The sequence below is a fragment of the Actinomadura kijaniata genome, from assembly GCF_014138665.1.
In the GTDB taxonomy this organism is placed as follows: Bacteria; Actinomycetota; Actinomycetes; order Streptosporangiales; family Streptosporangiaceae; genus Spirillospora; species Spirillospora kijaniata.
Genome location: NZ_JACJIA010000003.1, coordinates 360,272 through 374,127, shown reverse-complemented (window position 1 = coordinate 374,127; position 13,856 = coordinate 360,272). Strand labels below are relative to the sequence as shown.

The window sequence follows — 13,856 nt, the reverse complement described above, 5'->3', positions numbered from 1 at the left end:
ACCTGTGGCGGCCGCCTCAGGCGGCGCGGCGCCACAGGGGGGTCATCTCGATACCGGCCAGGCGCCAGCCGTCGGGGGTGCGCACGTGGTGTAGGCCGCGCGCAGGCCGGCGGTGCGGACCAGGCCGTCGTCGGGGCGGTGGGAGTACACGACGCCGTAGGCGGTGACCTCCGCCTTGTCCCCGTTCAGGTCGATCAGCACGTCGGAGGTCACGTGCTGGCTGTGGTCGGCGTCGTCGCCGACGCGGCGCAGGTGGTCGACCAGTTCGGTGAGGCCGTGCGCGGTGCCGCGCGGGCTGCGCAGGACGACGTCGGGGGTGTAGAAGCGGTCGGCGCCGGCGTAGCGGCGGTCGTCCCGCCAGCCGAACCGGTGGTCGTCCAGCCAGCGGTCCATCGGGGAGGTCGGCTCGGGCATGACTCCTCATTTCGTTGGGGTCGCCAACATTGGCGATGCCGGCGTTGACACCGCTCCGGCCGGACCGGTGGGGATGGAGCGACGATTGATGGCGACCCCAACGTTCGTCGGGTTCGATCATGCCGTCGGCGACCGGGGCCGCCGGGCCGGGACGTCGGACGCCGGTCGCCCGAGGGGAGGGGTGTCCTGAGTCGGGCTGCGATATGGCCTCGCGCCTCGGCGGCTCTTCTCGTCATCGTTTCTCCGCCATGGCATGCCGTCCTTGTGGGTGGACGTTATTCCGGCTCGGACTCCGCGCGACACGCCTTTGCCGAATGATTCCGGGCGAGGAGCGGCCGTCGTCGTCCGGCGGTGTTGCCCATCGCCGCACGAGAAATGAAGCAGGCGACCCTTCTGAAGGCGTCGCGTCCTGGCCTCAGGGACCGTAGACGCCCGGCGCCATCGAGATTCCTTCGGAGGAAGCGGTCGGTCTGGACTCGGAGGAAGGTCTCCCGGCCCTGCCAATAGTCTTCGATCAGGCCCAGGTCACCTTTCTTCAAAAGGGGGGCGGGGGAGCCGGCGCCCGTGATCTTCTCCCGCGGGGCGCTGAGCTGGACGGCCGGACCGTCCACCTCACGGTGCGTTGAGCGTCGACCGAACATCTGTCAGGTGGGAATGTAAACGCGAGAGGCGTTGCCCGAAACTCGTTCGGCGGGACGCCGCCGCGCTTGGTTCCCTCCCCGGGATTTTTGGGGAGCCAAACTGTGGACCATTTCCTGACCGAGCTCGTTCAGAAGGGCTTAATCGGCCGGATCTCTCTTTCTCCACCGCCTGGGTTCCGGGCGGAGAGGGCTTGCGGTATGGCGAGTCGTTTGTCACCTCAAAGTGAATGCGACATGGCGGAGAGGGTCGGGGAGGCGCGGGATTATCGGGCGGTTTGTCGGACTTTGGAGGCGGGACGCGAACATTTGTCGTGTTTCAAATAGTGCACAAAGTCGAAGGGGGTGGTAACGCTCTTTCATGCGGGTAACGATTCGTTCGTGGGCGGCGCCGGAAAGGGATCCCGAACCATTGCCCACACATCGCAGGAACCCGAGAAAGGACGTCACGATGAAGCGGTACGAGACTCCGGCCCTGACCGCGGCCGGCTCCTTCCGGAAGCGCACCGGCCTCCTGCAGTTCCGCGGCAACGACCGGCTCATCCTGTCGAAGAACTGACGACCGGGGACTGATCACCTCTGATGGCTGATCACAGCGAGAAGCCGGGCCACGGCGAGACGTTCTTCGCGGTCCTTCCCGACCGCGAGGCCGCGCTCGCCGTGGCCCGGCGGCTGAACGCACCGGACCCGCGCACCGTCACCTACGCCTCCGGCCGCCCCTGGCTGGTCGGCTCCTGGGCCGACGGCGAGGTCACCGCGGTCCACGCCGGGGACGTCCGCCTGGCGGTGGTGGGGCAGTGCGCGGTCGATCCCGACCTCCTCACCCGGCGGGCCGCCCGCCTGACCGACCTGTCGGACCTGTCGCGGCTGGCGCGGTCGCTGCCGGGCTCCTTCCACCTGGTGGCCGCGCTCGGGGGACGGCTGCGCGTGCAGGGCAGCGCCTCGGGGCTGCGGCTGGTCTTCCACGCCCGCGTGGACGACGTCACGGTCGCGGCCGACCGCGCCGACGTCCTGGCGGAGCTGACCGGGGCCGACCTCGACCAGACCCGGCTCGCCGCCCGCCTGCTGTGGCCGGTGCCGCATCCGATCGAGGTCACGCCGGTGTGGCGCGGCGTCCACGGCGTCGAGCCCGGCCACCACCTCACCGTCGACGCCGACGGCCGGACGGCCCGCACCGGCCGCTGGTGGGCGCCGCCCCGCCCGGAACGGCCGCTGGCCGACGCCGCCGACGACATCCGCGCGGCCCTCGCCGACGCCGTCGACGCCCGTACCCGGGGCGGCGGCACGGTGAGCTGCGACCTGTCCGGCGGCCTGGACTCCACGTCGGTGTGCGCGCTGGCCGCCCGTGGCCCGGCCCACGTCGTCGCCAGCACCTGGCCGGGCCTGGACCCCGCCGACGAGGACCTGGAATGGGCCCGCCGCGCCGCCGCCCACCTGCCCGACGTCGAACACGTCGTCTGGCCCGTCGAACGCAGCCCGCTGGTCTACGCCGGGCTGCCCGACATCGACGACGTCCTCGACGAGCCGACCATCGGCGTGATGGACCACGCCCGCGTCCTCAGCCACGTCCCGGCGCTGGCGGCCAAGGGCAGCCGCCTGCACCTGACCGGCATCGGCGGCGACCACGTCGCCTGGTGCTCCGAGGCCCACTACCACCGGCTGCTGCGTCGCCGACCGCTGCTGGCGGCGCGACGCCTGCGCGGCTTCCGCGCCCTGTTCACCTGGTCGCCGGGCCCGATGGCGGTGGCCCTGGCCGACACCCGGTCCTACGGCCGCTGGCTCGCCGACGCCGCCGCCGACCTGCGCCGTCCCGAGCCGTCCCCGGTGATCGGCGCGCTCGGCTGGGGAGCGCCGCCCCGGATGTTCGACTGGGTCACCCCGGACGCCGCACGCGCCGTCGCCGCGCTGCTGCGCCGGACCGCCGCCACGGCCCGCCCGCTCGCCCCCGACCGCGGCGCGCACGCCGACCTGGCGGCGATCCACGCCACCACCCGCATCGTGCGGCAGTGGGACCGGGCCTGCGACCGCGCGGGGCTCCCGGCCGCCCACCCGTTCTTCGACGACCGGGTCATCGAGGCGTTCCTGGCGGTGCGGCCCGAGGACCGCGTCACCCCCTGGCGGTACAAGCCCTCGCTGGTCGCGGCCATGCGCGGCGTCGTGCCCGACGTCTGCCTGGCCCGCACCAACAAGGCCACGGCCGCCACCGACGCGGTGCAGGGCCTGCGCCGTCACGCCGCCGAGCTGGACGCCCTGTGGGAGTCGTCCCGCCTGGCCCGCCTGGGCCTGGTCGACGCCGACCGCCTGCGCGCCCTGACCGGCCGTCCCGACGACCCCCGCCTGCGCGGCCCGATCCTGTACTCCACCCTGGCGTGCGAGGTCTGGCTCCGCGCCCGTTCCCGCGTGAAGGAGACCTGATGAGCCTGCGCCTGCGTCCCGGGGTGTCGACGGCCGACACCGACTACGGCACGGTCGTCCTCGACGAACACGGCGGCCAGTACTGGCAGCTCAACGCCACCGGGTCGCTCATCGTCCGGTCGCTGCTGGACGGCGGCACGCCGCGGCAGGCCGCCGAGGCGGTGGCCGAGGAGTTCGACGTCACCGCCGAACGGGCGCTCGACGACGTGACCGCTCTGCTCGACCGGTTGCGGGCGGCCGGGCTGGTGGTGTCGTGACCACTCCCGCCGCCCTCGACGACCGCGCCGCGCTCCCGCCCGTCCGCCGGGCCGCCGCCCTGGCGGCGGTGGGACTGGCCCGCCCGCTGACGCTGCTGCCGCCGCACCGCCTGCGCACCGTGCTGACCCTGCTGCGCCGTGGCGCGGCGCCCGCCGGTCACGCCCACGCCGCGGCCGCCCGCCAGGCGGTCACCACCGTCAGCCTGACCTGCCTGGGACCGCAGGGCTGCCTGCCCCGGTCACTGGCCACGGTCCTGCTGTGCCGCATGGCGGGACGCTGGCCGACCTGGTGCGTCGGCGTGCGCGTCACCCCGCCGTTCGGCGCCCACGCCTGGGTCGAGGCCGAGGGCCGTCTCGTCGGCGAGGGCGTTCCCGAGGGCTACTTCACCACGCTCATCACCGTCCCGCCCCACCCCGGAGCGTCCCCCCGATGACCGCCGGAGTGCGGAGCCTGCTGCGGCTGGCCCGGGGACACCACGGGGCGATCGCGGCCACCGTCGCGCTCACCCTGCTCTCGTCCGGCCTGGCGCTGGCCCAGCCCCTGGTCGTCAAGACGATGATCGAGGACGCGGGGCGGGGCGGGGTGGCCTGGGCGCCGGCGGCCGCCCTGGTGGGACTGTTCGCCGCCGCCGCCCTGACCCAGGCCGGGGTCCGCTACCTGGTGGCCCGCACCGGCGAACGCGTCGTGCGCGGCGTCCGGCACGCCCTGGCCGACCGGCTGCTGCGCCTGTCGGCGCCGGCCTACGACCGGCTCCGGTCCGGTGACCTGATCTCCCGCACCGGCACCGACACCGTCACCCTGCGGCACCTGGTCGGCAACGCCTGCACCGACGCGGTCACCGGCTGCCTGGGGCTGACCGCCGCCGTGGCGCTGATGCTGTGGCTGGACTGGGTGCTGTTCACGGCCGTCGCGCTGCTGGTCGCGGTCGCGGCGGCGGCGCTGGCGTTCGCCCTGCGCCGGATGCGCGCCGCCTCCCTGGACGCCCAGCGCGCCGTCGGCGCCATGGCCGCAGACCTGGAACGGGCCCTGTCGGCCCTGCGCACCGTCCGCGCGGCGCGGGCCGAACCCCGCGAGATCCGGCGCGTCACCGGGCACGCCGACGGGGCCTACGACGCCAGCCTGCGCATGGCCCGCTACGACGCCCTCGCCGCGCCCGCGACCGAACTGGCCGTCACCGGCTCGTTCCTCACGGTCCTGCTGGTGGGCGGCCTGCGCGTGGCGAACGGCACGACCTCCGTCGCCGAACTGGTCGCGTTCCTGCTGTACCTGCTGTACCTGACCGCGCCGCTGGGGGCGCTGTTCGAGGCGTTCAGCACCCTCCAGCAGGGCAGCGGCGCCGTGCACCGCATCGACGAGGCGCTGCGCCTGCCCCGCGAGGAGGCATCGGGCTCGGCCCCGGTCCCGGCGGCGCGTCCCGACGTCCCCCTGCTGGAGCTGCGGGACGTGTGGTTCGGCTACCAGCCCCGGCGGCCGGTCCTGCGCGGCGTGTCGTTCCGGGTCCCCGAACGCGGGCACGTCGCGCTGGTCGGGCGCTCGGGGGCGGGGAAGTCCACCACGTTCGCGCTCATCGAGCGGTTCCACGACCCCGACGGCGGGCGGATCCTGTTCCGCGGCGCCGACGTGCGCTCCCTGGACCGCGCCGGGTACCGCGCCCGCGTCGGCCTGGTGGAGCAGGACTGCCCCGTCCTGCACGGCACGCTGCGGGACAACCTCCTCTACGCCGCGCCCGACGCCGACGACGCCGACCTGCGGGAGGTGCTGGCCCTCACCAACCTCGCCGGCCTGGTCGCCCGCCTGCCCGGCGGGCTGGACTCCCCGGTGGGGGAGCACGGCTGCCGTCTGTCGGGCGGCGAGCGCCAGCGCGTCGCCCTGGCCCGCGCCCTGCTGGCCCGCCCCGACCTGCTGCTGCTCGACGAGCCGACCTCCCATCTGGACGCCGCCAACGAACGGGCCCTGCGCCACGCCATCGACCGGGCCGCCGCCCACTGCGCGCTGCTGGTGATCGCCCACCGCTTCACCACGATCCGCGCCGCCGCCCACATCCTCGTCCTGGACGAGGGCGGCATCGTGGCCGCCGGCACCCATGACCACCTGCTGGCCACCAGCGACCACTATCGCGCCCTGGCCGACGGATGGCTCGCCGACACCCCTCCCGCCCACGGGAACGCCCTCCGCTCCACCGACCGCCGGAACACCGCCGTCAGCGACGGCCGGGGTGCCGCAGGCGGACCACCGTGCCCCTGGTCACCGCCTCCTTGAACAGGGCCGACGCCCGTCCGGTGAGCACCGCCGGAAGGGGAGCGTCATCGGCCCTGGCGAACTGCGTGACGCCGTCGTGGCGGCCCAGGCTGATGTTCGTCCAGAGGTAACGGACGCGGTGCGGCCGCGGCGTGCGCCCGGCGAGCAGGTCGGCGACCGCGCGTCCCGCGTACCGCCCCATCGGCAGGGCCGTCTGGCACGACATGCGGGACCGCCCGCCCACGTCGGCGGCGTCCCCGACGGCGAGGACGTCGGGATGCGACACCGAGCGCAGCGTCGCGTCGACGGCCACCCGCCCGGTCCCGTCGACGGCCAGGCCGGACGCGGCGGCCAGGTCCGGGACGCGGAACCCGGCCGTCCAGACCACCGCGTCGGCGGGCGCCCTGCGGCCGTCGGCCAGCAGCAGCCCGCCGTCCCCGACCTCGGCGACGGGGGAGTGCTCGCGCACCCGGACCGCCAGGCGGCCGAACGCGTCGTGAAGGTGCCGCCGCGCGCGCCCGGACAGGCCCGCGCCGATCCGCCCGGCGGTGACCAGCTCGACGCGGAGGCGGGGGTGGGCGGCGGCGAGTTCGGCGGCGGTCTCCAGCCCCGTCAGCCCGCCGCCGACGACCGTGACCGAGGACAGTTCGGGGAGCAGGGAGCGCAGCCGCCGCGCGTCGTCGGCCTGCGCCACGGTCAACGCGTGCTCGCGCACGCCCGGCACGGTGTCCAGCTCGGCCCCGCTCCCCGGGGCGTAGACCAGGACGTCATAGGGCAGCGCGCCCGGCGCGGCGTCCACGCGCAGCACTTTGGCGTCGAGGTCGATGCCGGTGGCCCGCGCGACGACGAGTTCGACGCCGGTCCCCTCCAGCAGGTCCGCCAGCGGCGGCGCGGGCAGCGCCTGGCCCGCCGCGAGCTGGTGCAGCCGGACCCGTTCGACGAAGTGGTCGGCCGCGTTGACCAGGGTCACGCGGGCGCGGTCGCCCAGCAGCCGCGCGGCGCGCCCGGCCGCGCCGAGCCCCGCGTATCCCGCGCCCAGTACCACGATGCGGTGTGTCATGTCCCCTCCCGGATGAGTTCGCGGGTTGAACCGGATGGCCCGTCCGTCCGTGACAGGGAGCGCGTATGACACGGCTCACATGGCGGCCTGCGCGGCGGCGTAGGCCAGCTTGTCCGGGTTGAGGACGAACCGCACCGCGTCGATCCGCCCGCCGGCGACCTCCACGGCCAGGACCGCCGTCAGCGCGGACCCGTGCCACACGAGGACGGCGGTCTCCCCGTTGACCTCGGCGGTCTCGAAGCGCGCCCGGGCCGCCTCCACGCGGCTCCACATCCCGCGCAGGTAGCGCGCCACCCGGTCCCGGCCCTCGACCGGCCGCCGCGCGGCGCGGCCCCCGCCGCCGTCGGCCCACACCGTCACGTCCTCGGCCAGCAGCCGTTCCAGCGCCGCGACGTCCCCGTCTCCGGCGGCGGCGAGGAAGCGCTCGACGACGCGGCGGTGGTGCTCGCGGTCGGCCTCGTACCGCCGCCGGGGCTCGCCGACCCGGGCGCGGGCCCTGCGGTGAAGCTGCCGGGAGTGCGCCTCGTCGACGCCGAGCACCCGGGCGATCTCCCGGTGGGGGTGCCCGAACGCCTCGCGCAGGATGAGCACGGCGCGTTCGGCCGGGGTGAGCCGTTCCAGCAGCACCAGCACGCCCATCGACACCGACTCCCGCTGCTCGGCGGTCTCCAGCGGTCCCAGCGCGCCGCCGCCGGTGAGCACCGGCTCGGGGAGCCAGGGCCCGACGTAGCGCTCCCGGCGGTTCCGCGCCGAGGCCAGCCGGTTGAGGCACAGGTGGGTGACCACGGTGGTGAGCCACGCCGCCGGGACCTCGACCGGCCCGGACCGGCTCCACCTCAGGTAGGCGTCCTGGACGACGTCCTCGGCCTCGGCCGCCGACCCCAGCATCCGGTAGGCCAGGCCCAGCAGCCGGGGCCGCTGCTCCAGGAACGTCTCCACCGCGGCTTCCACGCCGCCGATGCTAGGACGTGGGCGACGCGACCTCGGCGGCGGGGTTTGTCAACGGCTGATAGTTCCGCCGGGGTGGACGCGTGAATTGCCGAAGAGCCGGGTCGTCACTTCGGAAGAAAAGTTCCAGGCTTGTCAAATGCCATTCTTGTCACTCGGTGAGGAGCAGGTCAGGGAAGGGTTGTCACTGAGTGAGGAGAAGGGGTCACCGTTCGCTCCGCTGCGTGCGACCGCGAGTCCTCCGCGTGAAAGTACGTGATCAATGATGCATTTTCCGATGGCCTGAGTTACGGTTTCTCTGGCATTTCTTCGGAACGGCGTGGGTGCTCTCTCGTGGAGGGAGGTGGCGATGGCGCGGGACACGGTGGCCGCGGCGGGGACGGCGGGGACGGTCGTGGTCCCGGCCGAGGTGGTCGCGGCCCTGCGGGCCGAGTCCGCCACCCTGGCCGACGAGGTCATCGCCGGGATCCGGGAGGCCGTCCCCGCCTACGCCGAGCCCGTCGAGACCTCCTACCGGCCCGCGTTCCGGGTCATCGTCGAGCAGGCCATCGCCGCGTTCGTCGACCGGCTCGGCGGGTCCGGCGCCCCGCACGAGTACCGCGACGAGCTGTGCCGGGCGATGGGGCGCGGCGAGGCGCGGGACGGGCGGGCGCTGGACGCGCTCCAGGCCGCCTACCGGGTCGGGGCGCGGATCGCCTGGCGGCGGCTGGCCGAGACGGGGCGGCGGCACCAGGTGTCGCCGGCGGTCATGTCGGTGATCGCCGACGCGCTGTTCGCCTACATCGACGAGCTGGCCTCGCTGTCGGTGCAGGGCTACCTGGAGGCGCGGGGCCGCGACGACGGGACGCGCGCCGAACGCCACCGCCTCCTGCTGCGGACCCTGCTGCGCCCCGGGGCCGCGCGGACGCTGCTGGCCGAGGTCGCCGTCGAGGCCGGATGGGACGTGCCCGCCGAGGTCACGATGGTCGCCCTCCCGGCCGGAACGCCGTGCGAGGCGCGGGCCCTGGCCGCCGACGTGCTGGCCGACCTGGACGCCGCCGAGCCCCACCTGCTGATCCCCGGCGCGTTCGACCGGGGCCGGGAGGAGATGCTCGCCGCCGCGCTGCCCGACCGGCGGGCCGCCGTGGGGATCACCGTGCCGCTCGCCGCCGCGGCCGACTCGCTGCGGTGGGCGCGGCGGGCGCTCGCGCTGGTCGAGGCCGGGGTGCTGGAGGACCGCGGGCCCACCCGGTGCGAGGACCATCTGCTGGACCTGTGGCTGCTGGCCGACGGCGCGCTGCTCGACCAGATCGCGCGCAGGCGTTTCGCGGAACTGGCCGATTTGGGCCACGCGCAACGGGTTCGCGTCGCGGAGACGCTCGCCGCGTGGCTGGAGACGGACGGCAACGCGGTGGCCGCGGCGCGGCGGCTCGACGTCCATCCCCAGACCATCCGCTACCGGATGCGGCAGATCAACGGCGTGTTGGGGGAACGCCTCACCGAACCGGCGGGGAGGTTCGCGCTGGAGGCGACGCTACGGGCGAGCCGCCTTTTGGACCATCCGATGGAGGTGGACCGAAATCGTATCGGTCATGACGGTGGGTGAGAGGGCCATCATCACTGGTGATTTTAAGGTTTCTTTACGGAAACGCTTCTGTTCTTGATCTAGCTTTCGGTGTGCTTCAGCTCACACAGCTCGGTGGCGCGCAGGGGTCCCCGCTCGGCGCGCCCTGCCGGGTCGAATGCTCGACCGCCGCCCGTCACGAGGCCGGACGCCCCGCCCGGTCCCCATCCACCCCGTGACGGCGGTGCTCCGGGAGGTGTCACCGTTGACGCAGACGTTCGACCTGGGCGAGATCGAACGCCGGCCCGACCGGTTGCCCCGCGGGGTGGCCGAGCTCATGCGGCCGGAGCTGCCCAGCCTCGCCGTCGAGATGATCGAGGAGATCCGCCGCAACGTCCCCGAGTACGGCAACCAGGCCAACGTCGCCTACCTGGAGGCGCTGCGCATCGGCGTCGAACGCGCCCTGCTGCACTTCGTGGAGCAGATCGCCGACCCGGGCGCGCCCCGCGAACGGCACGACGAGACCTACCGCAGGCTCGGCCGGTTCGAGGCGCAGGAGGGGCGGTCGCTGGACACCCTCCAGTCGGCGTTCCGGATCGGCACGCAGGTCGCCTGGCGGCGGGTCATGAAGATCGCCCCCCGGTACCGGCTGCCGTCGATCGTGATGGCGCAGCTCGCCGACACCCTGTTCTCCTACCTGGACGAGCTGGCCGCGCTCGCGCAGGAGGGGTTCCTGGAGGAGCGGCGGGAGGGGGAGACCCAGACGCACCGGCGGCGGCTGCTGGCCCTGCTGGTGCGGGTGCCCGCCCCGTCGCGGCGCGCGGTCGCCGAGATCGCCGCGCTGGCGGAGTGGCCGCCGCCGGAGGAGGCGACGCTGGTCGCGGTGCCCGCCGACGCGCGCTGCCGCCGCGCCGCCCTGGACGACGACCTGCTGGTCGACCTCACCGCCGACGAGCCGTACCTGCTGGTGCCCGGCGAGCTGACCGCCGACCGGGAGCGGATGCTGACCGAGGCGCTGCCGGAGGGCCGGGTGGTGGCCGGGCCGACGGTGCCGGTGGCGCAGGCCGCCGACTCGCTGCGCTGGGCGCGCCAGGCGCTGCTGCTGGTCGAGTCGGGGGTGCTGGGGGACGGCCCGGTGACGCGCTGCGACGACCACCTGGTCACGCTGTGGCTGCTGGCGGACCGCGCGCTCACCGAACGGCTCGCCCGGCGGCACCTGGCGGGGCTGATGTCGTTGCCGGAGGCCCAGCGGGACCGGCTGCTGGAGACCCTGCGGGTGTGGTTGACGACGCGCGGGACGGCCGCCACGATCGCCGAGGAGCTGCACGTCCACCCGCAGACGGTGCGCTACCGGATGCGGCAGCTGGAGAACGTGCTCGGCGACCGGCTCACCGACCCCGAGTCGCGGTTCGCGATCGAGGTGGTGCTGCGCGCGCTGTGGCTGCGGGAGCGCGCCGACGTCCCGCCCGAGCCTTCCGGAAATGTCATCGGATGATAATCCCGGCCATTGTCGCGAGGCGCGGATAATCACTTGGCGATGACCTTCACCGGCGGCCTTGCTCCGGTTGTTCGGCCCGTGTTTCGATCCCTTTCGTCGCGCGTTCTCGCGGCCCTCGCGGACAGGGAAGGCAGGTGGCAGGTGCGCGTCCGGAAGGCAGGAATTCCCGTGCTGGCGGGGCTCGGTGCGGCGGCGGTCCTCGCGGTCGGCGCGCCGCCGGTGCTCGCCGACCCGACCCCCGACCCGAGCACCACGACGTCCGAGCCGGAGCCCAGCCCCAGCCCGAACCCGGAACCCACCCCGACGCCCGATCCGACGCCCGATCCGACGCCCACCGATCCCAAGCCGACGGATCCCAAGCCGACCGATCCCACGCCCACCGATCCGAAGCCGACCGATCCCACCCCCACCGACCCGAAGCCCACGGACCCGAAGCCCACGGACCCGACGCCCACCCAGCCCACGCCGACCGACCCGAAGCCCACCGAGCCCCGGCCGACCGACCCCACACCTACCGAGCCCGGCCGCCCCGTGCTGTCCCTGGGCGTGTCGGTATCGTCGGCGACGGTCCGGCCCGGCGGGACGGTCACCATCACCGCCCGCGTCGCGTCGGCGACCGCGACCGCGTCCGGCACCGTCCTGCGGATGTCGGCCACCCGCGCGTCGGTCAGCCCCGGCAGCCAGGCGCTCGGCGGCGTGGACGCCGGGGGACGGTCCGCGCTCGCGCTGCTGTCGGTCCCCGGGAACGCCAGGCCCGGCATCGCCAGGCTGACCGTGAGCGTGTCCGCCGCCAGGGCCGCCGCCCGCTCCCAGACGTACTCGATCGTCATCGTCGGCCCGAAGGGCGAGCTGCCGGCGGGCCTCGGCCCGTCGTCCCTGCCGCCCGACGTGCCCCCGATCACCCCCGACCCCTCCACCGCCAACCCGCTGGGGACCATGAAAGGGCCGCAGGTGGCGATGCCGCCGGTCGCCGGGCCGCAGCTCGCGGGACAGCCGCTGACGATGGTGTTCCAGGGACGGCTGCGCGCCGCGCACGAGGAGACCTCGCCCGTCGACGACGCGGCGGCGGTGGCCGCGGGCACGCTGGCGGCGGGCGGGACGTCGCTGATGCTCGTGCTGCTGTGGCGGCGCGTCGGCCGCCGCGGGCTGCCCCCGGTCCGCCGCGCCGACCTGCTCCAGCTCCGGCTGCAGGGCAAGCGCGTCACCCGGGCCCGGCTGCGCGCCCTGCCGCCGCGCCCCGCCCGGACCCGGCTGTGGATCCCGGTGCGGGCCCACCGCGCCGTCCGCCTGTGAGCCCGGCCCTCCCGTCCGCCACGTGCCCCCGTCCGGACGGGAGGGCCCGAACGCCCGCGGCCCTCAGCGGGCCAGCCGGATGAGGATGCGGACCACCTCGTCGAGGATCTCGTGCGCCTCGGCCGCGTCGTCGGCCAGCGCGATCTCCCGCCCGGCCTCGCCGATGACCGTAGTCAGCACCAGGCTCAGCACCTGGGTGGCGCGGTCGCCGCCGTGGCCGCGCAGCAGCTTGGTGTTCTGCCCGATCCACTTCTGGGCGCGCTTGCGCCGCATCAGCGAGAACCCCGACGGGCCCTCCCCGCCGTGGAACAGCCGCGCGGCCTCCCGGCGTTCCCAGCACACCTCCAGGTAGGCGCGGGCGCCCGCCACGAACAACGCGATCGGGTCGCGCTCGCCCGCCGCCCGCGCCGCGGCCACCGCCTGCGCGGCCCGGCCCTCCTGCTCGCCCGACAGCTCCTCGTACAGCGCCAGGTACAGCCCGGCCTTGCCGCCGTAGTGGTGGTAGAGGCTGCCGACGCTGATCCCGGAACGCTCCACGATCTCGGCGATGCCCGCGTCGGCGTAGCCCCGGTCGGCGAACACCTCCAGCGCGGCGCTCAGCAGCGCCTGCCGGGTGGCGTCCGCCCGCGCCCACTGCCGTCCACCGCCGCCGCCCTCGCCGCCCGCCTCGCCGTCCTGCCGGGTCCTGCTGGTTCGCATCCCCACATGGTGCCGCCGACCGGGCCGCGCCACCAAGCCGGGACGCGACCGGAACCGGCTCGGCACCACCGGCTCAGTACCAGTGGTGCGACTGCCACCAGGCCCACGCGCCGCACGGATCCTTGTACCGGGCCCTGATGTAGTTCAGGCCCCAGGCGATCTGCGTGGGGGAGCTGGTCCGCCAGTCCTTGCCCGCGGTGGCCAGCTTCTCCGCCGGGAGCGCCTGCGGGATGCCGTACGCGCCGCTGGAGGGGTTCTCGGCGCGCTCGTTCCAGCCGCTCTCCTTCGTCCACAGGATCTTCAGGGACGGCCAGCAGCGGTCCCAGCCCCGCAGCGCCGCCATCTTGCGGCCGTAGCGCTGGTTCTCCACGGACGACGGGTTGGACGTGGCGAGGCGTTCGCGCTCGCGCTCGGCCTCCTGCCTCCGCTTCAGCTCCGCGGCGGCCCTGGCGTCGCGCCTCGCCTTCTCCCGCAGCGCCCTCATCTCGCGTTCGTGCTGCTCATGGGCGCGCTTCTTGGCCTCGGCGACCGCGCCCGCCACGACCGGGTCCATGTCGGACGCCTGGAGCCTCGCCAGCATGTCGTTGGTGGACAGGTCCCCGGCCCCGGGCGGGGGCTTGGCGTCGCCGCCGACCGCGTCCAGGTCCACCAGCACCACGCCCCCGGCCAGCACCCCCACCGCGACGGCGGTGATGGTGACGTTGTGGGTCAGGACCCGCCAGAGCCTCCGGCTCCGGGCACGCGACGGATCCTGCGGCGACTTGCGACTGTGGGTGCCGTGACTGCGTGGCATGAGAGAAAGAGTGCCTTACCTCGCGGGATGGAAGTGCCGTCTTGACCGGGTACGCACGC

Annotated in this window: 13 protein-coding genes; 8 read left to right on the top strand and 5 right to left on the bottom strand. The window is 74.7% G+C overall.

The genetic code is table 11. The features are described from left to right. Nucleotides 1-42: 42 nt before the first annotated feature. Nucleotides 43-414 (bottom strand): nuclear transport factor 2 family protein, encoded by a 372-nt coding sequence (locus HNR61_RS13815; RefSeq protein ID WP_182843532.1) that lies wholly within the window; start codon nucleotides 412-414, stop codon nucleotides 43-45. 1,089 nt (nucleotides 415-1,503) lie between these two features. Between HNR61_RS13815 and HNR61_RS13810 the strand changes: the two genes are divergently transcribed. From HNR61_RS13810 to HNR61_RS13790, 5 genes are read left to right on the top strand one after another with little or no spacing between them, the layout of a single operon-like run. Next, nucleotides 1,504-1,611, top strand: a complete 108-nt coding sequence (locus HNR61_RS13810; RefSeq protein ID WP_182843531.1) for a keywimysin-related RiPP — start codon at nucleotides 1,504-1,506, stop codon at nucleotides 1,609-1,611. Between the two features lie 23 nt (nucleotides 1,612-1,634). After that, complete coding sequence (locus HNR61_RS13805; RefSeq protein WP_182843530.1) at nucleotides 1,635-3,467, top strand: asparagine synthase-related protein; 1,833 nt, start codon at nucleotides 1,635-1,637, stop codon at nucleotides 3,465-3,467. Continuing rightward, nucleotides 3,467-3,724, top strand: coding sequence for a lasso peptide biosynthesis PqqD family chaperone (locus HNR61_RS13800; RefSeq protein WP_182843529.1), 258 nt, complete (start codon nucleotides 3,467-3,469; stop codon nucleotides 3,722-3,724). The genes HNR61_RS13805 and HNR61_RS13800 overlap by 1 nt, the downstream gene beginning before the upstream one ends. After that, on the top strand, nucleotides 3,721-4,158 hold the full coding sequence (locus HNR61_RS13795; RefSeq protein WP_182843528.1) for a lasso peptide biosynthesis B2 protein: 438 nt from the start codon (nucleotides 3,721-3,723) through the stop codon (nucleotides 4,156-4,158). The genes HNR61_RS13800 and HNR61_RS13795 overlap by 4 nt, the downstream gene beginning before the upstream one ends. Next, entirely contained in the window at nucleotides 4,155-5,984 is a 1,830-nt protein-coding gene (locus HNR61_RS13790; RefSeq protein WP_182843527.1) for an ABC transporter ATP-binding protein, read from the top strand. The genes HNR61_RS13795 and HNR61_RS13790 overlap by 4 nt, the downstream gene beginning before the upstream one ends. On the opposite strand, the gene HNR61_RS13785 is transcribed toward HNR61_RS13790, so the two are convergent. After that, nucleotides 5,926-7,023 carry an NAD(P)/FAD-dependent oxidoreductase gene (locus HNR61_RS13785; RefSeq protein WP_182843526.1) on the bottom strand — a complete coding sequence of 366 codons (1,098 nt, stop codon included), beginning with the start codon at nucleotides 7,021-7,023 and terminating at the stop codon, nucleotides 5,926-5,928. The two genes, HNR61_RS13790 and HNR61_RS13785, sit on opposite strands and share 59 nt — an antisense overlap. Nucleotides 7,024-7,098: 75 nt before the next feature. Then, the gene (locus HNR61_RS13780; protein WP_182843525.1) at nucleotides 7,099-7,974 is read right to left on the bottom strand and encodes an RNA polymerase sigma-70 factor; all 876 of its coding nucleotides are present in this window, start codon (nucleotides 7,972-7,974) and stop codon (nucleotides 7,099-7,101) included. 346 nt (nucleotides 7,975-8,320) lie between these two features. Here HNR61_RS13780 and HNR61_RS13775 point away from each other — a divergent pair, with 346 nt between their 5' ends. From HNR61_RS13775 to HNR61_RS13765, 3 genes are all read left to right on the top strand, one after another. After that, complete coding sequence (locus tag HNR61_RS13775; RefSeq protein ID WP_182843524.1) at nucleotides 8,321-9,556, top strand: PucR family transcriptional regulator; 1,236 nt, start codon at nucleotides 8,321-8,323, stop codon at nucleotides 9,554-9,556. A gap of 223 nt (nucleotides 9,557-9,779) precedes the next feature. Beyond that, nucleotides 9,780-11,009 (top strand): PucR family transcriptional regulator, encoded by a 1,230-nt coding sequence (locus HNR61_RS13770; RefSeq protein WP_220509305.1) that lies wholly within the window; start codon nucleotides 9,780-9,782, stop codon nucleotides 11,007-11,009. A 171-nt stretch (nucleotides 11,010-11,180) separates the two neighbouring features. After that, nucleotides 11,181-12,305, top strand: a complete 1,125-nt coding sequence (locus HNR61_RS13765; RefSeq protein WP_182843522.1) for a hypothetical protein — start codon at nucleotides 11,181-11,183, stop codon at nucleotides 12,303-12,305. Nucleotides 12,306-12,368: 63 nt separating this feature from the next. Here HNR61_RS13765 and HNR61_RS13760 read toward each other — a convergent pair whose 3' ends face one another. Continuing rightward, complete coding sequence (locus tag HNR61_RS13760) at nucleotides 12,369-13,004, bottom strand: TetR/AcrR family transcriptional regulator (RefSeq protein WP_182843521.1); 636 nt, start codon at nucleotides 13,002-13,004, stop codon at nucleotides 12,369-12,371. A gap of 73 nt (nucleotides 13,005-13,077) precedes the next feature. Further along, complete coding sequence (locus HNR61_RS13755; protein WP_182843520.1) at nucleotides 13,078-13,797, bottom strand: aggregation-promoting factor C-terminal-like domain-containing protein; 720 nt, start codon at nucleotides 13,795-13,797, stop codon at nucleotides 13,078-13,080. Nucleotides 13,798-13,856: the final 59 nt, after the last annotated feature.

Excerpts from the sequence above, each read along its gene's own strand:
- HNR61_RS13810 (WP_182843531.1), top strand. The coding sequence starts at position 1,504 with ATGAAGCGGTACGAGACTCCGGCCCTGACCGCGGCCGGCTCCTTCCGG.
- HNR61_RS13760 (WP_182843521.1), bottom strand. The coding sequence starts at position 13,004 with ATGCGAACCAGCAGGACCCGGCAGGACGGCGAGGCGGGCGGCGAGGGC.
- HNR61_RS13755 (WP_182843520.1), bottom strand. The coding sequence starts at position 13,797 with ATGCCACGCAGTCACGGCACCCACAGTCGCAAGTCGCCGCAGGATCCG.
- HNR61_RS13805 (WP_182843530.1), top strand. The coding sequence starts at position 1,635 with ATGGCTGATCACAGCGAGAAGCCGGGCCACGGCGAGACGTTCTTCGCG.
- HNR61_RS13800 (WP_182843529.1), top strand. The coding sequence starts at position 3,467 with ATGAGCCTGCGCCTGCGTCCCGGGGTGTCGACGGCCGACACCGACTAC.
- HNR61_RS13785 (WP_182843526.1), bottom strand. The coding sequence starts at position 7,023 with ATGACACACCGCATCGTGGTACTGGGCGCGGGATACGCGGGGCTCGGC.
- HNR61_RS13790 (WP_182843527.1), top strand. The coding sequence starts at position 4,155 with ATGACCGCCGGAGTGCGGAGCCTGCTGCGGCTGGCCCGGGGACACCAC.
- HNR61_RS13815 (WP_182843532.1), bottom strand. The coding sequence starts at position 414 with ATGCCCGAGCCGACCTCCCCGATGGACCGCTGGCTGGACGACCACCGG.
- HNR61_RS13775 (WP_182843524.1), top strand. The coding sequence starts at position 8,321 with ATGGCGCGGGACACGGTGGCCGCGGCGGGGACGGCGGGGACGGTCGTG.